We start from the raw sequence: 20,815 nt of genomic DNA, 5'->3' as shown, positions 1-20,815 counted from the left end.
GGCCGTGGGGCCAGGCGAATGCGCCGTTCATCGCGGCCGCCTGGTCCGTCCCGCCACTGCGACGTACAGGCAAGCGATCCCCAGCAGACCGACCACCATCACCCCCAGGATGCCCGCGCCCGCGTGCATCAGATAGCCGACCGGTGCCTCGCTCCAGAGATAGGTATGCCCGCTGCCGTGCACGCTGGAGGCGACCCGCAACCGGCCCATGGACAACGCGCCGAGAAGCTCGACGGCATGCGCCAGCGCCACCAGCGACAGGAACGCGCCAAGCAGGCCGGTCAGCGCGCGGGCAAACCAGCCCAGCCGGTTGCCATCAGCGGCCATCGGCGGCGGCGCAGGGTCGGCGTGGCTCGGGCGGTTCGACGGCGCCGGGCGGCGGGTGGCGGGTTCGGGTGTCTGGGTCGGCACGTGCCGGTGTGCTGCCACGGCAGGCGGTGCCGGTAACGCCCCGATCACGGGCAGTTCGATCACCCGGTCCGGCGTGGGCAGCGCCAGGTAGCCTGCAAGCACCTGCAGCCAGCGATCCGTTCGGGGCTGCCCCGGCCTCAGCACCATCAGTTCCGGCGTCAGCCGCTGCTCGGTGCCATCGGCCATCAGCAGCCATGCCTGCACCACGCGCCGCGCATCGGTGCGGTATACGCGCATTTCCAATGCCGTGGCTGATCGCAGCGCAAACATCGCGTGGACACGTTCGCGACCGCCGAAGAGGTTGCGCTTCCTGCGTTCGCCGCGCGCCAGTCGATGCGACAGGAACAGGGTCTCCCGCACGTCCAGCAACAGCAGCACTGCCACGCCCAACACCCCAAGCAGGATCAGACCCAGGAGCACCAGCAGGATTTCCAAGGGAGCCAGCCGGGCCGGGAGCCAGCGTCCGCCGAAGAAGCCATCCACCAGGAACATCAACGGCACCGCGCAGGCGGCCAACCCGCAAAACAGCGTGGCCAGCTCGGCCACCAGGTTGCGGGTGTGGATATACAGATCGCCGTCTGCGGAAGATTCGAAGCGCTGTCTGGTCAGCATGCGATGTCCGGGTCTGCCGGCAACGGTAACGCCGGCAGCGCACCGACAACAAGCCCGGCAGGCATCGACCGTGGGTCGATGCGCGCCGCGCCGGTTACCGCGCTTCGTCCACCGCGCGCCGGCCCAGCGCCGGGTCGTCGGTGAAGAACGCATCGATGCCGGTGGCCAGGTAGGCGCGCATCTCGGCCACCGAGCCGTCGGCATTGCGCGCGTTGGCCTCGCCCTTGCGGAACTCGGCGGCCTGGAACGTGTTTTCCGGGCGGAACGTATACGGGATCACCATCAGGCCGGCGGCATGCGCATCGCGCACCAGCGTGGTCGGCGTGCCCAGCTTGCCGGCGGCATCCAGCGGAATGACCATGCGCAGGCTCGGGCCGATGCCATCGGCGTAGCTGGCCACGGTGTCCAGCCCCGCCGGGGTGATCATGTCGGCATAGCGCTGGGTGCCCTTGGCCGCCAGCACGTCGCCCGGCTGCTGCGCCGGGTCGCCAAGCAACTGCAGCAGGCGGATGTTGGAATCGCGGCCCAGTTTGCTGCGCAGGTAGCGCAGGTTGCCCACCTCGAAGGACTGGATCGTCACCGGTGCCACGCGGGTGTAGGCGTTGCCCTGCAGCGCGGCCAGCACCTTGTCTTCCATCGGCAGGCCGATGCCCTTGAAGTAGGTGCCGTGCTTGATCTCCGGCACCAGCCCGATGCCGCGGTTGGCGCGGCCGGCCTGCTGCACCAGGAAGGCGATGATCTCCTCCAGCGTGGCAATCCGGAACTGGCCGTCATAGGCGGTGCTGCGCAGCTGCGGCAGGCGCTCACGGGCGTACAGCGTCTTCAGCTCGGCCAGGGTGAAGTCTTCGGTGAACCAGCCCTCCATGCGCTGGCCGTCGATGGTCTTGACCGTCTTGCGGCTGGCGAACTCCGGGTGCGCGGCCACGTCGGTGGTGCCGCCGATCTCGTTCTCGTGCCGCGACACCAGCACGCCGTCCTTGGTCATCACCAGGTCCGGTTCGATGTAGTCGGCGCCATCGGCGATGGCCTGGGCGTAGGCGGCCAGGGTGTGTTCGGGCAGCAGCGCACTGGCACCGCGATGGCCGTAGACGGCCGCCTTGCGCGAGGGGGTGGAGGATTCGGCGCTCATGGCCACCGATGGTGCCACGGCCAGCGACAACAACAACACACAACCCCACAACGACTTCGACACTGCAAAACCCCTGATTGATGCGGCCCGCGCCGACGCGGCGCGGGCGTGGAAGGACGCGCGCATTGTGCTGCGCTGGTGTGACAGGGCGAAGAAAGCGTGACCGTCGCCGCTATTTCCCGATACAGAAGCTGGAGAAAATCCGCCCCAGCAGGTCATCGGCGCTCATCCGCCCGGTGATCTCGCCCAGCGCATCATGCGCCAGGCGCAGTTCCTCGGCGGCCAGCTCCAGGTGTTCGTGGACCAGCTCGGCTTCGGCGCGTTCGGCGTGGCCGATGGCCAGCACGATCGCCTCCACATGGCGGGCGCGAGCGGAGAACTCGCCCTCCACGCGGTCGCCTGCGCTGCCGCTGGCCAGTTCGCGCAGGCGCGCATGCAGGCGCGCCAGGCCGTGGCCGGTGGCGGCCGAGACATGCACCACGTTCGCGTCGTTGTCGGCCGGCGGCTGCGCCAGCAGGTCGCTCTTGTTGTGGATCCACAGCTGCTGGGGCACCCCGGCGATGGCCTCGCGCACCGCCGCGTGCCCGGCCTGCGGGTCACGTGCGTCCAGCACGATCAGGGCCAGGTCGGTGCGCTGCATCGCCACGTGGGCGCGGCGCATGCCTTCGCGTTCGATCGCATCGCCGCCCTCGCGCAGCCCAGCGGTGTCCACCAGGGTCAGCTCCAGCCCGTCGATGCGGATCGTCTCGTGCAGGGTGTCGCGGGTGGTCCCGGCGATGTCGGTGACGATCGCCCGCTCGCTGCCGGCCAGCGCGTTGAGCAATGAGCTCTTGCCGGCATTGGGCGGGCCCACCAGCACCGCATGCAGGCCATCGCGCAGCTTGCGGCCGCGCTCGGCATCCTCGCGCAGCTGCACCAGCGCGCGCAGCGCCTGGCCCAGGCCCGCACGGACCTGCGCGCCGCCCAGGGTGTCGATCGGCTCATCGGCAAAGTCGATCGCCGCTTCCACGTGGATGCGCAGCAGCACCAGGTCTTCGGCCACCGCGTCCACGCGCCGCGAGAACACCCCGTCCAGCGAGCGGCGTGCCGCGCGGGCGGCGCGGGTGTCGCTGGCCGCGATCAGGTCGGCGATGGCCTCGGCCTGGGCCAGGTCCAGCTTGCCGTTGAGGAAGGCACGCTCGCTGAACTCGCCCGGCCGCGCCTGCCGTGCCCCAAGGGCGATGCAGCGCGCGACCAGTTGCTGCAGCACCACCGGGCTGCCATGGCCCTGCAGCTCCACCACTTCCTCGCCGGTGAAGCTGTTGGGCGCGGGGAACCACAGCGCGATGCCGTCATCGATCACCTCGCCCTCCGCATCGCGGAAGCGCGCGTAGTGCGCATGCCGCGGGCGCATCGTGCGCACCCCGACCGCTTCGGCGATGGCGCGCGCGCGCGGGCCGCTCAGGCGCAGCATGCCCACCCCGCCCGCGCCGGCCGCGGTGGCGATGGCCACGATGGTATCGATCTGGGCCAGGGCATCCATGGCTTAGAGCTTCTCCAGCTGGGCGCGCGCCTGGGCCGCACCGCTGCCCTGCGGCTGCAGGGCCAGGTAGGTGGTGTAGGCCTGCCTGGCCTTGGCCTTGTCACCGGCATAGGCGTAGGCATCGCCCAGGTTGAGGTGGGCCACCGCGCGCGAGGGATCGATCTTCAAGGTGTTCTCCAGCCAGCGGGCTGCTTCGGCGTAGCGCTGCTGGCGATAGTAGACAAAGCCCAGGTTGTTGGCGGCCTGGGCGAAGTCCGGGCGCAGCTTGAGGGCTTCGGTGAACTGCGCCACCGCCTCGTCATAGCGCTTCTCGCGGTACAGCTGCAGCCCGCGGTCATTGGCCTGCTGGGCGCGCTGGCGGTCGGTGGTGGGCTGGGCGGCGGGCACCACCAGGGTGCTCTTGCCGCCCTGCAGGTCGGCCACGGTCACCGGCGCCTCGGCCGCGCCGTCGCTCTTGGCATCCTGGGCCGCGTCCACCCGGGTGTTGAGCGCGATCGCGTCGGGCGACAACTGGCGCGTATCGGCATTGAGGTATTCCTGGCTGTCGGGCACCTGGAACACGAACTCACCGCCCTGCGAGCCGGGCAGGCTGCCGAAGGCCGGCGTCTGCCGCGATACCGCCGACACCGCCGGGGCCACGTAGGCGGCCAGCTCGGTGCCGGTGATCAACCCGTCGCCATTGAGGTCGCCCTTGCCGGCCAGCGCCTGCAGCAGCACCCAGGTGAACACCGAATGGCCATTGGGCCCGCTGTCGGCCACCTGCTGGTCGGCACCGCCGGCGGTGAGCATCTGGCGCGCGCTGCGCCGCGCGTTCTCGCGCAGGAAGGCCGACGACCCACCGCCGCCGCGGGTCAGCCCCAGGCCGCTGTAACAGGCATCCATCACAAACATCACATGCTTGGCCTGCAGGCTCTCGGCGATGTTCTGGATGTCGGTCATCGCGATCGCATCGGTGGCGAACTCGTTGGGGTCCGAATCCACCGGGATGATGTAGCCCAGGTCGCGGCCGGAAGCCAGCTTCCGGGTAGCGCCATGGCCGGCGAAGAACACGAACACCCGGTCGTTCTTGCCGGTGCGCTCATCGGCGAGGCGGTCGTGGAAGGCGGCCAGGATGTTGTTGCGGGTGGCCTGCTGGTTCTTAAGCGTGATCACCTGCGAGGCCGGGAAGCCGAACTGCCCGGTGAGCGTGTCGGCGATCGCCTGGGCGTCGTGGCTGGCGTATTCCAGCCTGGGCCATTTGGAATAGTCGTCGATGCCGATCACGATCGCCCACGATTTCTCGTAGCCGCTGGTCACCGTGGCATCGGCGGCGGTGCCCTTGCGCGGCCGCGCCACGCTGAAGTCGCGGCCGTTCCAGCCGGCAAACTGGTACCCGTCGGCGATCAGCCGATCCAGGATCTGCGGCAGCGCCTTCACCGCGCGGTCGTGGATGTCGTGGAACAGGATGATGCCGCGCTGTTCCTTCTGCACCTGGTCCACCACGCGCTGCACGATCGACTCGGGCACCGGGTCGGCCCAGTCCATCGAGTCGATGTTCCACATGATCGACTTCAGCCCGGCTTCGTTGAGCAGCTGCAACCCCTCGGCGTTGCGCGCGCCATAGGGGAAGCGGAACAGCGGTGCGCGCTTGTCGTCCACGCCCTTGAGCAGCGTGTCGGTGGACAGCACCTGTTCGCGCAATGCATCGCCGGTGGTGCGCGAGAGCTGGGCGTGGGTGAGGCTGTGGTTGCCCACCGCGTAGCCCTGCTCCATCAGGTTGCGGCTGATCGCCGCCATCGGCCCCAGCGTCACCTTGCCGTCGGCCTGCACCTGGCCCAGGTTGCGCCCCACTTCGAAGAACACGCCCGGCACGTCGTAGCGCTTGAGGATGGCCACCACTTCGTCGGTGTAGGCCTTGTGCGGGCCGTCGTCGAAGGTGAGCACCACTGTCTTGGGCGGCAGGTCGCGGCCGAAGATCTCCCGGTCGCTGTCCTGCATCGACATCGGGTACGGCTCGATCACCCCGTAATCGCGCAGGATCGCCTCGCGCCGGTAGTGCGTGTGCAGGTGGGCGATGTAGTCCTCCCACTTCTCGCGCTTCAGCGCGATGGCGCGGGTGCGGTCGAAGCGGCTGAAGATGCGGGTGATCTCCTGGTTGTAGTTGCGCTCGATCTCATCCAGCGCCTCCAGGTCCTCGCCGATGCGCTGGTGCAGCTTCACCGCGGGCAACGAGGAATCCTTGCCCACCCGCTCCTGCAGGTCCCGCAGCACTTCGCGGAAGGCCAGGCGGTCGGCGTCGAACAGCTCCGGTGCCGATTCGATGTAGTCCAGCACCGTGCCCAGGCTGGCGAAGCGCTGCGGGCTGGCGCCGCGCAGCAGCGTGTCGAACTGCGCGGCGATCGCGCTGCGCTGTTCCAGGCCATCGTGGAACAGCTGCTGGCCGATGCGGCTGGAGGTGGCGCGGTCGGCCGGCGACTGCTGCGCCTCGTCGGCGAGCAGCACGATGATGCGGCGATGGCCGTCGAGCTGCTTCTGCAGGGCGGCCAGCAGCGGCGCGGCGGCCGGGTCGGCGGCGGCCGCGGCCTGCGCGCTGGGCTGGGTGACGCCGTCGGCGGTGGCCGCCGGCTTGTCCCCACACCCGGCCAACGCCAGGGCGAGCAGCAGCGCAGGCACGGGGAAACGGATCAGCGACGACGCAGGGGGCATGGAAGGCTCGGGGCAACGGGGCAACGGTGGCGGGGATTGTATCGCCGCCAAAGAAAAACCCGCCGGATGGCGGGTTTTTCAGAAGCGCCTGACCGGTGGTCGGCGCTTACTTCTTCTTGATGGGGGCAGTGGTCGCCGGCACCGGGTCGCTGCCGTGGCGCTTGGTCATCCACCACTGCTGCAGCAGGCCCAGGCCACCGTTGACCACCCAGTACAGCACCAGGCCGGACGGCATGAAGGCCATCATGACGCCGAACACCAGCGGCATCATCTGCATCATCTTGGCCTGCATCGGGTCCATGCCCGGGGCCGGGGTCAGCTTCTGCGTGGCCCACATCACCGCCACGTTGATCACCGGCAGGATGAAGTACGGGTCACGCGCGGTCAGGTCCTGGATCCAGCCCAGCCACGGCGCCTGGCGCAGTTCCACCGACTCCACCAGCACCCAGTACAGCGCGAAGAAGATCGGCATCTGGATCAGGATCGGCAGGCAGCCGCCCATCGGGTTGATCTTTTCCTTCTTGTACAGCTCCATCATCGCGGTCTGGAACTTCTGGCGGTCATCGCCATAGCGTTCCTTCAACTGCGCGATGCGCGGCTGGAAGCGACGCATCTTGGCGCCACTCTTGTACTGCACCGCCGAGAGCGGATACAGCACCAGCTTCAGCAGCACCACCAGGCCCACGATCGCCCAGCCCCAGTTGTTGACCACCTTGTGGACCTGGTTCAACACCCAGAACAGGCCCTGGCCGATCACCGCCATCAGCGAGAAGCGGCTGTAATCGACCACGCGGTCCAGGCCCTTCACGTCTTCCTTGGCGATCAGGTTGACCAGCTTCGGGCCCACCCAGAGGCGGGCTTCGGTGCTGGCCTGCTGGCCGGGGGCGACGGTGAAGGCCGGGCCTGTCGCCTGGATCTGGTCGCGGCCGTCATGCTGGGACAGCGCGTAGTTGGCAGCCTGGTCGGCCTGCGGAATCCACGCGGTGAAGAAATGGTGCTGCAGCATCGCCAGCCAGCCGCCGGTGATGGTGCGGTTGAGGTTGCCGTCGTCCAGGTAATCCTTGAACGCGCGGCGCTCATAGCCGTCCTGCGGGCTGAACCAGGTCGCGCCGTTGAAGCTGAACGAGTCCGGGTTGGTCATGCTGCGCGACAGGATGGTCGGGGTGCGGTCCAGGGTGCGGAACACGTAGCCGCTCCACGGCGCGGTGCTGCCGTTGATGACCTCGTCCTTGACCTTGATCGCATACTCGTTGCGACCCAGCGTGTAGGTGCGGCGGATGCTGACCCCGTTGGGGCCGTTCCACACGAACGGGATCTGCAGTTCCTTCTGGCCCTTGCCCAGCACGAACTCACGGCTGTCACCGACCAGCGTGAAGCCGTTGGCTTCCGGCACCGGCATGCTCTTGTCCTGGCTGGTCCAGCCGCTCACCGCGCGATACGGGTGGGTGGCCTCCTCGGTCAGCAGGCGCACCGGCGCGCTGCCGTCTTCCTTGGTCTGCGGGAACTGCAGCAGCTCGGCGTCCAGCACCGTGCCGCCATCGAGCACCAGGCGCAGGACGTCGGTGGTGACGGTGACGCGGGCGGCACCGGCCTGGGCCGGCGTGGCCGCGGCGGTGGCCGGCGCGCTGCCCGGCGCCTGCGGCACCGTGGCGCCCGGGATCGCACCGGCCGCACCCGGCACGGTCGCCCGGGTCTGGGCCGCCACGGTGGGGGTGGCCGGCGCGGCTTTCTCGCGGCCCCACTCCATCCACAGCAACACGGCCACCATCAGCCAGGCAAAAATCAGGAAAACGCGGGTCTGGTTCATCAGCGTGCAGGCTCGACGTGGCCAGCAGGGGATGCCGGCTCGGACTGGGAAAGGGATTCAACGCCCAGGGGCGGCGGCATTGTGCCGTCCGCGCCCGGCATGGGCAATGCGCCCAGGCGGCGCAGCAGGCGCTCGAAGGCCTGGCGGATCTCGGAATTGCTGGCGGTACGGGCGGCGCTGCGGGCGACAATGACAAAATCGCCGGCGCTCATCCACGGCCGTAGGTGACGTGTGGCATCGCGCAGCACACGCTTGACCCGGTTGCGACCCACCGCGCGGGGATCGACTTTGCGCGACACCGCAAGACCGAGCCTGGCTGGCGTATCGCTCTTCAGCCAGTGCAGGGTCATCAGCGGATCGGACACACGGCGGGCGCCGTTGAAGACCGTTGTATATTCGGCACGCGTACGAACCCGCGCAGAGCGAGGAAATCGCTTGCGCGGGTCGGAACTGCTCACAGTCAGGATTGCGTCTGCCGCAGGAAGCGGCATCGCAATCAAGCGCTCAGGACTTTACGGCCCTTGGCGCGGCGACGCGACAGGATCTTGCGGCCGTCAGCGGTCTTCATACGGGCACGGAAGCCATGGTCGCGCTTACGCTTGAGGTTGCTGGGTTGGAAAGTGCGCTTGGTGGCCATGCGGGCCTCTATATGAAGGGGACGGAAAGAGCCGGAAATTGTATAGAGCGCATTAGCGCAAAGTCAAGCGCTGTGCTCTACGGGATTTCATCGGGCTGTGCAATAGCTGTGGATCATTTTGTGAATAACTTCGGGACAACCATTCCCGGCCCCCCTCGTCGGTGGTAGTCTGCGCCATCCATTCTTCCCCCTTCCGGCCTGCGCTGCGGCGGTTTTTCACGCCTATGCACCGGCCCCAGACGATTATTGCCGATGGATGCCTGGTCCCGTTGTCTCGAACGCCTTGAAGCGGAGTTCCCGCCCGAGGATGTTCACACCTGGTTGAAGCCGCTGCAGGCCGATCTGCGCGTGGACAGCCTGGTGCTTTATGCGCCGAACGCCTTCATCGTCGACCAGGTGCGCGAGCTGTACCTGCCGCGCATCAAGGAACTGCTGGCGCACTTCGCCGGTTTCGGCGACGTTTTTCTTGAAATCGGCTCGCGTCCGCGGGCCGTGGAGGCGCAGATCGCGCCGAATCCGGGCGTTTCCGCGCCGGTCGTGCCGGCCGAGCCGCTGGTGCCGTTCGCCGGCAACCTGGATTCGCACTACACCTTCGCCAACTTCGTGGAAGGCCGCAGCAACCAGCTGGGCCTGGCCGCGGCGTTCCAGGCGGCGCAGAAACCGGGCGACCGGGCGCACAACCCGTTGCTGCTGTACGGCGGCACCGGCCTGGGCAAGACCCACCTGATGTTCGCTGCCGGCAATGCCATGCGCCAGGCCAATCCGGCGGCCAAGGTGCTGTACCTGCGGTCGGAACAGTTCTTCAGCGCGATGATCCGGGCGCTGCAGGAAAAAACCATGGACCAGTTCAAGCGCCAGTTCCAGCAGGTGGACGCGCTGCTGATCGATGACATCCAGTTCTTCGCCGGCAAGGACCGCACCCAGGAAGAGTTTTTCCATACCTTCAATGCCCTGTTCGATGGCAAGCAGCAGATCATCCTGACCTGCGACCGCTATCCGCGCGAGGTGGAAGGGCTGGAAGCACGGCTGAAGTCGCGCCTGGCCTGGGGCCTGTCGGTGGCCATCGAGCCGCCGGACTTCGAGACCCGCGCGGCGATCGTGCTGGCCAAGGCCCGCGAGCGTGGCACCGAGATTCCCGACGATGTGGCGTTCCTGATTGCCAAGAAGATGCGCTCCAATGTGCGCGACCTCGAGGGCGCGCTGAATACCCTGGCCGCACGCGCCAACTTCACGGGCCGTGCGATCACCACCGATTTTGCGCAGGAAACCCTGCGCGACCTGCTGCGCGCCCAGCAGCAGGCGATCAGCATTCCCAACATCCAGAAGACCGTGGCCGACTACTACGGGCTGCAGATCAAGGATCTGCTGTCCAAGCGCCGGACCCGTTCGTTGGCCCGTCCGCGCCAGGTCGCCATGGCCCTGACCAAGGAACTGACCGAGCACAGCCTGCCTGAAATCGGCGATGCCTTTGCCGGCCGGGACCACACGACGGTGCTGCACGCCTGTCGGCAGATCCGGACGTTGATGGAAGCGGACGGCAAGTTGCGGGAAGACTGGGACAAGCTGATCCGGAAGTTGAGCGAATGATGCACGCACGCCGCAGAGGCGTCATCGCATAAAACGGTGCAGAATCCGGTAGCAAGCAGGGGACAGTGTGTGGATAAGAACGCCGGTTGATTTGGCGGCAGATTTATCCACAGCTTTCCCTACCCCTTGGGGGCCAGTAATACAGAGGGTTTCGCGGTCTGAAACCTGTTTGTTTACAAAGACTTAGCTTTGTTTTCCAGCGATTCTGCCGCTACCAGCACCACCAAGCTTTTGATTTATTCCACATTTTTTTAAAGCATAGGGGCACGGAACCACATGCGTTTCACACTGCAGCGCGAAGCCTTTCTCAAGCCGTTGGCACAAGTCGTCAACGTGGTCGAACGCCGCCAGACCCTGCCGGTTCTGGCTAATTTCCTGGTCCAGGTGCAGAACGGGCAGCTTTCGCTGACCGGTACGGACCTGGAAGTGGAAATGGTGTCGCGGATCGCGGTGGAAGATGCCCAGGACGGCGAGACCACCATCCCCGCCCGCAAGCTGTTCGAGATCATCCGCGCCCTGCCCGATGGCAGCCGGATCACGGTCTCCCAGACCGGTGACAAGATCACCGTGCAGGCCGGCCGCAGCCGCTTCACCCTGGCCACCCTGCCCGCCAACGACTTCCCGTCGGTGGACGAGGTGGAAGCCACCGAGCGCGTGGCCATCGGCGAGGCCACCCTGAAGGAACTGATCGAGCGCACCGCGTTCGCGATGGCCCAGCAGGACGTGCGCTACTACCTCAACGGCCTGCTGTTCGACCTGCGCGGCGATGCCCTGCGCACCGTCGCCACCGACGGCCACCGCCTGGCGCTGTGCGAGACCGAGCTGGAAAAAGCCAGCGGCGCCAAGCGTCAGATCATCGTGCCGCGCAAGGGCGTGACCGAGCTGCAGCGCCTGCTGGAGAGCGGCGATCGCGAGATCGAGCTGGAAGTCGGCCGCAGCCACGTGCGGGTCAAGCGCGACGATGTGACCTTCACCTCCAAGCTCATCGACGGCCGCTTCCCCGATTACGAAGCGGTGATCCCGATCGGCGCCGATCGCGAAGTGAAGGTGGATCGCGAAGCCCTGCGTGCGTCCCTGCAGCGTGCCGCCATCCTGTCCAATGAGAAGTACCGCGGCATCCGCGTGGAAGTCTCGCCGGGCAACCTCAAGATCAGCGCGCACAACCCGGAGCAGGAAGAAGCCCAGGAAGAGATCGAGGCCGACACCACGGTCAGCGATCTGGCCATCGGCTTCAACGTGAACTACCTGCTGGACGCGCTGTCGGCGTTGCGCGATGAGCATGTGGTCATCCAGCTGCGCGATTCCAACTCGTCGGCCCTGGTTCGTGAGGCCAGCAGCGAGAAGTCGCGTCACGTGGTGATGCCGCTGCGCCTCTGACTGATCCGGTTGGTTCCACGTGGAACCGCAGTGATGTAAAGAGAACCCGACCCTGTGTCGGGTTTTCTTTTGCGCGGGTGTTTGGTTCCACGTGGAGCATTGATTCAGCGCTGCTGTCCGCGTGCTCGTTTCCAGCAACGGAGACTTCGCCGTGATCCGCACTTCGGCCCTGCCCTGCACTTCAGCTCTGCCAGGCGAACTGCGGCTCACGTGCTGGGAATGTGTCCTGCGGGAAATGCGTGCGCCCGTTGTGCCAACAGGCTGCATCTGCATCCAGCGATGGTTTGCTCCAAGGCCCGATCTCGGGCGCCTGAGTCGGCGTCTGATTCACAGCTCTATGCTTTAAAAACTGTATATAAATCTAAAGCTAGGTGGTGGTGGTAGGGCCAGATTTGGTTGAAAAGTACCTTATGTTGTTGAATACAAAGGAATTTAAACCCCTGAAACCCCCTGTAAAACAGGCCTTGGGGCTGGGGGTGAGCCTGTGGATATCTTTCACGCCTCGGAAAAGGGCCGTTTTTATCCACAGGCCCTACAGGTGTTGTGCATACGTCATACATGGCCCCTGTGGACAACGGCAAGCCGACGTCAGACCCGGTGCTGGCGGGGACTCGCATCAGTCCGGCAGCCGGCGCGCCGTGAGCCGCAAGGTTTGCCCGGAGCGCCTTACGGCGTGCCCGAAAAACCCTCGAATTCCTTGAAATCTGCACGGCTCCCGCCCTGCCCAGCGCGCAGATTTCAAGAAATTCGCGGGTGTTCCAGCGCGTGGTTTCGCCCACACGCCCGGCGTATTGCCGCCTTCAGCACCCTGGCCACGTGGAACAGGCCCGATGCAGTAAGCTGATCGATTCCCCCACCCCGACTGCTGCCTCGCGCGGCGGTGACTGATCGCATGCACATCCGCCGCTTGTCCCTGCACCAGGTCCGCCGCTTCGACAGCGTGGAACTCGCGCCCCAGCCGGGCATCAACCTGATCACCGGTGAGAATGGCGCCGGCAAGACCAGCGTGCTCGAGGCATTGCACGTGATGGCCTATGGCCGCAGCTTCCGCGGTCGGGTGCGCGACGGCTTGGTGCGGCAGGGCCGCGAAGCGCTGGAGGTGTTCGTCGAGTGGGACGAGCAACGGCAAGGCTCGGATCATGCGGTGCGGCGCAAGGCGGGGCTTCGGCACAGCGGCCAGGATTGGAAGGGGCGGCTGGACGGGGAAGACGTCGCGCAGCTGGGCAACCTGTGCGCCGCGCTTGCGGTGGTCACCTTCGAGCCCGGCAGCCACGCGCTGGTCAGTGGCGGCGGTGAACCCCGCCGCCGCTTCCTGGATTGGGGCTTGTTCCACGTGGAACCTGACTTCCTTGCGCTGTGGCGGCGCTATTCCCGCGCGCTCAAACAGCGCAACGCCCTGCTCAAGCAAGGCGGGCACCCGCAGGCGCTCGATGCATGGGATCGGGAGCTGGCCGAGGCCGGCGAGCCGTTGACCACGCGGCGGCAGCACTACCTGGAGCGGCTGCAGGCCCGGACCGTCGCGCTGGCCGAGGCACTGGCCCCCAATCTGGGGATCCAGTCGCTCACCCTCGCCCCCGGCTGGCGCAAGCAGGACGTTTCACTGTCCGATGCACTGCTGCTGGCCCGCGAGCGCGACCGCTTGGCCGGCTACACCTCGGTGGGTCCGCATCGGGCCGATTGGAGCGTTGGCTTCGCCAGCATTCCCGGCCGCGACGCCCTCTCGCGTGGCCAGGCCAAGCTCACCGCCCTGACCTGCCTGCTGGCGCAGGCCGAGGACTATGCCGAGCAGCGCGGCGAGTGGCCGGTCATCGCGCTGGATGACCTGGCCTCGGAGCTGGATCGCAACCACCAGGCGCGCGTGCTGGACCGTCTCAAGGCCGGTCCGGCGCAGATCTTCATCACCGCCACCGAAACCCCGGCGGCACTCGACGGCGTGGCCGACATCAGCCGGTTCCACGTGGAACATGGACAGGTGCTGCCTGTGCCATAGTGGCTCCAGGGGCCACCGCGCCCGGCTGGTATAATTGCTGTTGCAACCCCTTATCCCTCGGCGCCCCGCCTCATCGCGGTGGCCCGACCTGCGGAGCCTATGGCAAGCGCAATGACTGAAGAACAGAACACCCCGGCAAATAGCGGCAACTACGACGCCAACAGCATCACCGCCCTGGAAGGCCTGGAGGCGGTTCGCAAGCGTCCTGGTATGTACATCGGTGACGTCCATGACGGCACCGGTCTGCATCACATGGTGTTCGAGGTCGTCGACAACTCCATCGATGAGGCCCTGGCCGGCCATGCCGACCATGTGGCCGTCACCATCCACGCCGATGGCTCGGTGTCGGTGTCGGACAACGGGCGCGGTATCCCGACCGGCAAGCACGAGCAGATGAGCAAGAAGCTCGACCGCGAGGTCTCCGCTGCCGAAGTGGTGATGACCGTCCTGCATGCCGGCGGCAAGTTCGACGACAACAGCTACAAGGTGTCCGGCGGCCTGCACGGCGTGGGCGTCAGCGTGGTCAACGCGCTGTCGCAGAAGCTGGTGCTGGATATCTTCCAGAGTGGCTTCCACTACCAGCAGGAATACGCCGACGGTGCCGCGCTCAACCCGCTGCGCCAGGTGGAAGCCAGCACCAAGCGTGGCACCACCCTGCGCTTCTGGCCGTCGGTGAAGGCGTTCCACGACAACGTGGAGTTCCACTACGAGATCCTGGCCCGTCGCCTGCGCGAGCTGTCCTTCCTCAATTCGGGCGTCAAGATCGTGCTGGTGGACGAGCGCGGCGACGGCCGTCGCGACGACTTCCATTACGAAGGCGGCATCCGCAGCTTCGTGGAGCACCTGGCCCAGCTGAAGACCCCGTTGCACCCCAACGTGATCTCGGTCACCGGCGAGTCCAACGGCATCACCGTGGAAGTGGCGCTGCAGTGGACCGATTCCTACCAGGAAACGATGTACTGCTTCACCAACAACATCCCGCAGAAGGACGGCGGTACCCACCTTGCCGGCTTCCGCGGCGCGCTCACCCGTGTGCTCAACAACTACATCGAGCAGAACGGCATCGCCAAGCAGGCCAAGATCAACCTGACCGGCGATGACATGCGCGAAGGCATGATCGCGGTGCTGTCGGTGAAGGTGCCCGATCCCAGCTTCTCCAGCCAGACCAAGGAAAAGCTGGTCAGCTCGGACGTGCGCCCGGCCGTGGAAAGCGCGTTCGGCCAGCGCCTGGAAGAGTTCCTGCAGGAAAACCCGAACGAAGCCAAGGCGATCGCCGGCAAGATCGTGGACGCCGCGCGCGCCCGCGAAGCGGCCCGCAAGGCCCGCGACCTGACCCGCCGCAAGGGCGCGCTGGACATCGCCGGCCTGCCCGGCAAGCTGGCCGACTGCCAGGAAAAGGATCCGGCGTTGTCCGAGCTGTTCATCGTCGAGGGTGACTCGGCAGGTGGCTCGGCCAAGCAGGGCCGCAACCGCAAGAACCAGGCGGTGCTGCCGCTGCGCGGCAAGATCCTCAACGTGGAACGCGCCCGCTTCGACCGCATGCTCGCCTCCGACCAGGTCGGCACGCTGATCACCGCGCTGGGCACCGGCATCGGCCGCGACGAGTACAACCCGGACAAGCTGCGCTACCACCGCATCATCATCATGACCGACGCCGACGTCGACGGCGCGCACATCCGGACGCTGTTGTTGACCTTCTTCTACCGGCAGATGCCGGAGCTGATCGAGCGTGGCCATGTGTATATCGGCCTGCCGCCGCTTTACAAGATCAAGCAGGGCAAGCAGGAGCTGTACCTCAAGGACGACCCGGCGCTGGATGCGTACCTGGCCAGCAGCGCGGTCGAAAACGCCTCGCTGATTCCGGCCGATGGCGAGCGGGGCATCGAAGGCGTGGCGCTGGAAAAGCTGCTGCTCACCTTCGCCTCGGCGCAGGAAGCCATCAGCCGCAACGCGCACCGCTACGATCGGCAGGTGCTCGAAGCGCTGATCGACTTCACCCCGATGGACCTGGAGCACCTGCGCAAGGCCGGCGCCGACGAAGGCCTGGCCGCACTGGCCACCCGCCTCAATCGCGGCAGCCTGGGTGCACCGCGCTTCAGCCTGGAACTGCAGGAGCCCACCGACGAACGCCCCGCCGCCGTGCTGGTCACCCGTCGCCACATGGGCGAACAGCTGATCCAGGTCCTGCCGCTGGCCGCCTTCGAAACCGGCGAACTGCGGGCGCTGCACCAGTCCTCGCTGCTGCTGCATGGCCTGGTCCGCGCCGGTGCCAAGATCAGCCGCGGCGCCAAGTCGGCCGAGATCGACAGCTTCGCCGAGGCGCGCAACTGGCTGCTGGACGAGGCCAAGAAGGGGCGGCAGATCCAGCGCTTCAAGGGCCTGGGCGAAATGAACCCGGAACAGCTGTGGGACACCACGGTCAACCCGGACACCCGTCGCCTGCTGCAGGTGCGCATCGAAGATGCGGTGGCCGCTGATCAGATCTTCAGCACCCTGATGGGTGATGTGGTCGAACCGCGTCGCGACTTCATCGAAGACAACGCGCTGAAGGTCGCCAACCTGGATATCTGACACAATCGGGACACGGCCGGCCGGTTGCGCCCTGCAACCGTGCCGGTCCTCGTCTTTCGATGCCAGGAATCCGATGTCCGCTACGTCACCGGCGTCCGACACGCCGCCCGTTGTCACCTCGCCCCCCACCCTCCCCTCCGCCGGCGGCAAGCCCGGTCGGCCGGTGGCTGGATTCTTCCTCGACCTGGTCATCGCCGTGGCTACGCTGCTGGCGCTGAGCATGCTCAGTGGCCTGGCATGGGGCCTGTATCGCGGCGCCGTCGTCGGCGCGGAAGCCGCCGGCCAGGGCACCCCGCTGGACACCAACGCACTGGCCCAGCAACTCGGCCAACCCGGACCGCTGGCGCAGATCCTGATGGCGCTGTTCGCCACCGGTGGCGCCGCCTTGCTGGTCTATGTCCTGCGTCGCCGCGCCGATGCCGGCGAACGCCGCGCCTCGTTGCAGGCCGTGCAGCGCCCCGCCACCTGGGGCTGGACGTTGCTGGTGGCCACCGGCGTGGTGATCGGCAGCAACCTCATCGCTTTCCTCAGCAAGCAGGCCGGCATCGAACCGGTCCCCACCAACCTGCGGTTGATGGAAGAGGCGCTGGTGCAGTTCCCCGCCTTCCTGGCCATCTTCGCGATCCTGCTCGCGCCCGCCTACGAGGAACTGCTGTTCCGGCGCGTGCTGTTCGGGCGTCTGTGGAAGGCCGGCCGGCCCTGGTTGGGCCTGGTGCTGAGCAGCGTGGCATTTGCCCTGATCCACGAAGTCCCCGGTGCCGGCAGCGGCAACGGGCCGTGGGAAATCACGCAGCTGTGGCTGGTCTACGGCGGCATGGGCGCCGCCTTTGCCTGGCTGTACCAGCGCACGGGCACCCTGTGGGCCCCGATCGCCGCCCACGCGCTGAACAACGCCATCGCGCTCGGCGCGCTGATGTTCCTGGGCATTCACTGATCGCTGACCGGACTTGACGAAAATTTACGTCCGGGCGTTACACACTGCGCACATGAACACGGGGGACCTGCCATGAAACCAGTACTGTTCGGCGTCGCACTCGCGCTGTTGGTCAGCGCCTGCGCCACCACTACCTCGCCCACCGGGCGTCGGCAGATGGTGGGCGGCGTGTCCCAGGCCGAACTGGACCAGCTTGGCGCTCAGGCCTTCAACGAGACCAAGCAGAAGGAAAAGGTCAGCAGCGACGGTCGCCAGAACGGCTATGTGCAGTGCGTGGTCAATGCACTGGTCGCGCAGCTGCCGCCACAGTACCGTGGCGTACGGTGGGAAACCGCCGTCTTCGTCGACCCCGAGCCCAACGCATTCGCCCTGCCCGGCGGCAAGGTCGGGGTCAACACCGGCATCTTCACCGTGGCCAGGAACCAGGACCAGCTGGCGGCCGTGATCGGCCACGAGATCGGCCATGTCATCTCGCGCCACCACGAGGAACGGCTGACACGCCAGATGGGCGCGCAGACCGGCCTGGCCGTGCTGGGCATCCTGGCGGGCGCCGCCGGTGGTGAAGGCGCAGCCAATACCGTCAACCAGTTCGGCGGCGGTGCGGCGCAGGCGGCCTTCCTGCTGCCGGGTTCGCGGACCCAGGAAAACGAGGCCGACGTGGTCGGCCAGCGGCTGATGGCCGAGGCGGGGTTCGACCCGGGCCAAGCCGTCAACCTGTGGCAGAACATGATGGCCGCCAGTGGCGCCCGTTCGCCGCAATGGCTGTCCACCCACCCCGACCCGGCCAACCGCATCCGCGAACTGCAGCGCGATGCCCCGGCCCTGGCCGGGGTGTACCAGCAGGCGCAGGCGGCCGGACGACGGCCGAAGTGCGGCTGATACGACCAAAGGATGCTGTATTGCAGCATCGGAAACGATTTCTCACGCCATCAGTTTCTGATACGTTTGGCGGCTCAGATTTTTCTGACAGTCCGTTTTGATGCCGCTGCGGCGGTTCGATCGAGGTGAAAGATGATTTTCAGCAATCACAAGCAAGCCGTGCTTTCCGTCCTCATCGCGACCGCCCTCGGTGGCGCCGTGGTCACCGATGCCTTCGCCCAGTCCTCGCGGTCGTCCGAACGCGGCAACCGTGGCGGCAAGCAGGCCAAGGCCGAGGTGCTGTTCCCGAACGCCACCCGCCAGGAACCGAACGCCAAGGCGTCGGCCAAGCTTGGCAGCAAGCTGCAGAAGCTGATTGACACCTACAACGACCAGAAGTTCCCGGAGACCCGGACCCTGGCCGACGAGATCCTGGCCAACAGCGCCGCCAACGACTACGACAAGTCCCTGGCCGCGCAGCTGGCCTCGCAGGCCGCCTACAACCTGGACGACTCGGCCGCGGCCAAGAAGTACCTGCAGCAGGTGCTCCAGCTCAACAGCCTGGAAAACAACGGCTACTTCCAGTCCATGCTGATGCTGGCCCAGCTGCAGCTGCAGGACAACGAGACCGACGCCGGCCTGGCCACGCTCGACAAGTACTTCGCCGAGAGCAAGTCGGCCAAGCCGGAAGAACTGATCATCAAGGGCCAGGCGCTGTACCAGGCCGAGCGCTACCCCGAGGCCATCCCGGTGCTGCAGCAGGCCATCGCCGGCGCCGCCGAGCCGAAGGACAACTGGAACCAGCTGCTGATGGCCGCCATGGCCGAAGCCGGCCAGACCGGTGAAGCAGTGAAGCAGGCCGAGGCGCTGGCCGCCAAGAACCCCAACGACAAGAAGGCCCAGCTCAACCTGGCCAGCATGTACATGCAGGCTGACCAGATGGACAAGGCCGGTGAGGTCATGGGCAAGCTGTACACCGCCGGCAAGCTGACCGACGAACGTGAATACAAGCAGCTGTATTCGATCTATGCCAACACCGAAGGCAAAGAAAAGGAAGTTATTGCCGTTATCAATGAAGGGTTGCAGAAGGGCATCCTGAAGCCGGACTACCAGGTGTACCTGGCCCAGGCCCAGGCGTACTACTACTCCGACCCCCAGCAGACGGACAAGGCGATCGAAGCGTGGCAGAACGCCGCCCCGCTTTCCAAGGACGGTGAAACCTACCTGAATCTGGCCAAGGTGCTGTATCAGGAAGGGCGTGTCCCGCAGGCCAAGGAAGCGGCACGCCAGGCGAAAGCCAAGGGCGTGAAGAATCCCAAGGATGCTGACAAAATCATCAACCTGAAGTAAGTAGGAATAACGCCTGAACGCCTGCCACAGTGATGCGCAGGCGCTCAGGATTGGTATAAGCTTGGAGGTTCCTGCGGTGTCATGCACCGCTGATCATGGGCTACCTGTCCCCGGGTATCCCGGCCCCACTAATGAGCTCTTGGCGCATGACGGAACAACTAGTCGTTCACAGGTACGAACAACGCGATGACACCGGCTTCAGCTGGCCGCGTATCGTGGGTATCGCTTTTGTAATCGCACTGCATCTCGCCGCCTTCATGATGCTTCTGATTCCGGCTGTGGCTCCCAAGGCCGCTGCGGAGAAGGAACGCAACATCATGGTGACCCTGGTCGACGCTCCGCCGCCGCCCCCACCGCCGCCGCCGCCGCCGCCGCCGACTGAAACGCCGCCGCCGCCGGTCAAGAACCTTTCGCCGCCGAAGCCGTCGCCCGTTCCGCCGCCGCCGCAGGCGCCGGTCATCGACGTGCCCGAACCGCGTCCGAACGACATCGTCACCCCGCCCAGCCCGCCGTCGCCGCCCGCGCCGCCGAGCCAGATCGAGGCCAGTGTCGATATCTCCTCCAAGAACATGAACCCCCCGCGCTACCCGCCGGCTGCATTCCGCGCAGGTATCCAGGGTGAAGTCATCCTGATCATTGATGTCGACGCCAATGGCAACGTCACCAATGTGTCGGTCGAACGGTCCAGCCGTAACCGTGACCTCGACCGCGCCGCGATGGAAGCAGCTCGCAAGTGGAGCTTCCGATCTGCGGAGTCGGGCGGGAAGAAGGTCGCAGGTCGCGTTCGCGTCCCGGTCAACTTTGCGCTGAACTGATGGTCGCAGGTGGCCCGCCGGCCACCGCCTTCGTCGGTTATATGTAGCTACACCATTCATCACCACACACAACAAAGGTAAGCGTCATGCTGCAGGAACTCTTCATCGCCGCTGCTGCTGGGGGCAACCCGTCGAATGCCCTCTCGCAGATGGGCTTCGAGCATTTGATCCACGAAATGACCACCCAGCCGGGTGACTTCGCCGTCTCCTGGGTCGTGCTGCTGACCCTGATCATCATGTCGGCCATGTCCTGGTACTGGACCGTCATCAACATCTTCCGCGCTACCCGCCTGAAGAGCGCTGCCGACAAGGTCGTGAGCCTGTTCTGGGATACCCCGAACGCGCAGGACGCCATCCGCGCCATGGAAGAACAGCCGGCTTCCGAGCCGTTCTCCAAGATCGCGCTGGACGCTGCCCAGGCAGCTGCCCACCACCAGCGTGCCGAAGGCGGCGCCACCGGTGGCCTGGGTGAAAACCTGAGCCGTTCGGAGTTCGTCGATCGCGCCCTGCGTCAGGCCGTGACCCGCGAA

General features: G+C 66.4%; 16 protein-coding genes and 1 pseudogene. 10 read left to right on the top strand and 7 right to left on the bottom strand.

From position 1 onward, the window contains the following. Window positions 1-27: 27 nt before the first annotated feature. Both RSA25_RS07415 and RSA25_RS07410 read right to left on the bottom strand, forming a co-directional pair. A complete protein-coding gene (locus tag RSA25_RS07415) occupies window positions 28-1,023 on the bottom strand; it encodes a hypothetical protein (protein WP_332808257.1) in 996 nt (331 codons plus the stop codon). 94 nt (window positions 1,024-1,117) lie between these two features. Continuing rightward, window positions 1,118-2,152: a glycerophosphodiester phosphodiesterase gene (locus tag RSA25_RS07410; RefSeq protein WP_332808256.1), complete on the bottom strand. Its 1,035-nt coding sequence runs from the start codon at window positions 2,150-2,152 to the stop codon at window positions 1,118-1,120. On the opposite strand from RSA25_RS07410, the gene RSA25_RS07405 reads away from it, so the two are divergent. Then, window positions 2,151-2,315 carry a hypothetical protein gene (locus RSA25_RS07405; RefSeq protein WP_332808255.1) on the top strand — a complete coding sequence of 55 codons (165 nt, stop codon included), beginning with the start codon at window positions 2,151-2,153 and terminating at the stop codon, window positions 2,313-2,315. The genes RSA25_RS07410 and RSA25_RS07405 overlap by 2 nt on opposite strands. 9 nt (window positions 2,316-2,324) lie before the next feature. Here the strand turns inward: RSA25_RS07405 and mnmE are convergent, their stop codons facing one another. The 5 genes from mnmE to rpmH all read right to left on the bottom strand — a co-directional run bounded on the left by mnmE (window position 2,325) and on the right by rpmH (window position 8,803). Then, on the bottom strand, window positions 2,325-3,674 hold the full coding sequence (gene mnmE, locus RSA25_RS07400) for a tRNA uridine-5-carboxymethylaminomethyl(34) synthesis GTPase MnmE (protein WP_332808254.1): 1,350 nt from the start codon (window positions 3,672-3,674) through the stop codon (window positions 2,325-2,327). Window positions 3,675-3,677: 3 nt separating this feature from the next. Then, on the bottom strand, window positions 3,678-6,359 hold the full coding sequence (locus tag RSA25_RS07395) for a polysaccharide deacetylase family protein (protein WP_332808253.1): 2,682 nt from the start codon (window positions 6,357-6,359) through the stop codon (window positions 3,678-3,680). Window positions 6,360-6,465: 106 nt separating this feature from the next. Beyond that, entirely contained in the window at window positions 6,466-8,166 is a 1,701-nt protein-coding gene (yidC, locus tag RSA25_RS07390) for a membrane protein insertase YidC (protein ID WP_332808252.1), read from the bottom strand. Beyond that, window positions 8,166-8,657: a ribonuclease P protein component gene (gene rnpA / locus RSA25_RS07385; protein ID WP_332808251.1), complete on the bottom strand. Its 492-nt coding sequence runs from the start codon at window positions 8,655-8,657 to the stop codon at window positions 8,166-8,168. The genes yidC and rnpA overlap by 1 nt, the downstream gene beginning before the upstream one ends. Before the next feature lie 5 nt (window positions 8,658-8,662). Further along, window positions 8,663-8,803, bottom strand: a complete 141-nt coding sequence (gene rpmH / locus RSA25_RS07380) for a 50S ribosomal protein L34 (RefSeq protein ID WP_006404565.1) — start codon at window positions 8,801-8,803, stop codon at window positions 8,663-8,665. Between the two features lie 252 nt (window positions 8,804-9,055). Here rpmH and dnaA point away from each other — a divergent pair, with 252 nt between their 5' ends. The 9 genes and pseudogenes from dnaA to exbB all read left to right on the top strand — a co-directional run. Next, window positions 9,056-10,390 carry a chromosomal replication initiator protein DnaA gene (dnaA, locus tag RSA25_RS07375; RefSeq protein WP_332808250.1) on the top strand — a complete coding sequence of 445 codons (1,335 nt, stop codon included), beginning with the start codon at window positions 9,056-9,058 and terminating at the stop codon, window positions 10,388-10,390. Window positions 10,391-10,666: 276 nt separating this feature from the next. Next, window positions 10,667-11,767 (top strand): DNA polymerase III subunit beta, encoded by a 1,101-nt coding sequence (dnaN, locus tag RSA25_RS07370; RefSeq protein WP_019184048.1) that lies wholly within the window; start codon window positions 10,667-10,669, stop codon window positions 11,765-11,767. 892 nt (window positions 11,768-12,659) lie between these two features. After that, window positions 12,660-13,757 (top strand): DNA replication/repair protein RecF, encoded by a 1,098-nt coding sequence (gene recF / locus RSA25_RS07365; RefSeq protein WP_332808249.1) that lies wholly within the window; start codon window positions 12,660-12,662, stop codon window positions 13,755-13,757. A gap of 111 nt (window positions 13,758-13,868) precedes the next feature. Next, a complete protein-coding gene (gene gyrB, locus RSA25_RS07360; protein ID WP_332808248.1) occupies window positions 13,869-16,328 on the top strand; it encodes a DNA topoisomerase (ATP-hydrolyzing) subunit B in 2,460 nt (819 codons plus the stop codon). 73 nt (window positions 16,329-16,401) lie between these two features. Beyond that, complete coding sequence (locus tag RSA25_RS07355; RefSeq protein WP_332808247.1) at window positions 16,402-17,262, top strand: CPBP family intramembrane glutamic endopeptidase; 861 nt, start codon at window positions 16,402-16,404, stop codon at window positions 17,260-17,262. Window positions 17,263-17,334: 72 nt separating this feature from the next. Beyond that, entirely contained in the window at window positions 17,335-18,141 is an 807-nt protein-coding gene (locus tag RSA25_RS07350) for a M48 family metallopeptidase (RefSeq protein WP_332808246.1), read from the top strand. A gap of 132 nt (window positions 18,142-18,273) precedes the next feature. Next, complete coding sequence (locus RSA25_RS07345) at window positions 18,274-19,470, top strand: tetratricopeptide repeat protein (RefSeq protein WP_332808245.1); 1,197 nt, start codon at window positions 18,274-18,276, stop codon at window positions 19,468-19,470. A 257-nt stretch (window positions 19,471-19,727) separates the two neighbouring features. Further along, window positions 19,728-20,285 carry an energy transducer TonB gene (locus tag RSA25_RS07340; protein WP_259208240.1) on the top strand — a complete coding sequence of 186 codons (558 nt, stop codon included), beginning with the start codon at window positions 19,728-19,730 and terminating at the stop codon, window positions 20,283-20,285. Window positions 20,286-20,371: 86 nt separating this feature from the next. Then, window positions 20,372-20,815 (top strand): annotated as a pseudogene (gene exbB / locus RSA25_RS07335) (TonB-system energizer ExbB); the annotation flags it as partial.

The organism is Stenotrophomonas sp., from assembly GCF_036662295.1.
Lineage (GTDB): Bacteria > Pseudomonadota > Gammaproteobacteria > Xanthomonadales > Xanthomonadaceae > Stenotrophomonas.
The sequence above is the reverse complement of the archived record's forward strand: the minus strand, read 5'-3'. Positions and strand labels throughout refer to the sequence as shown.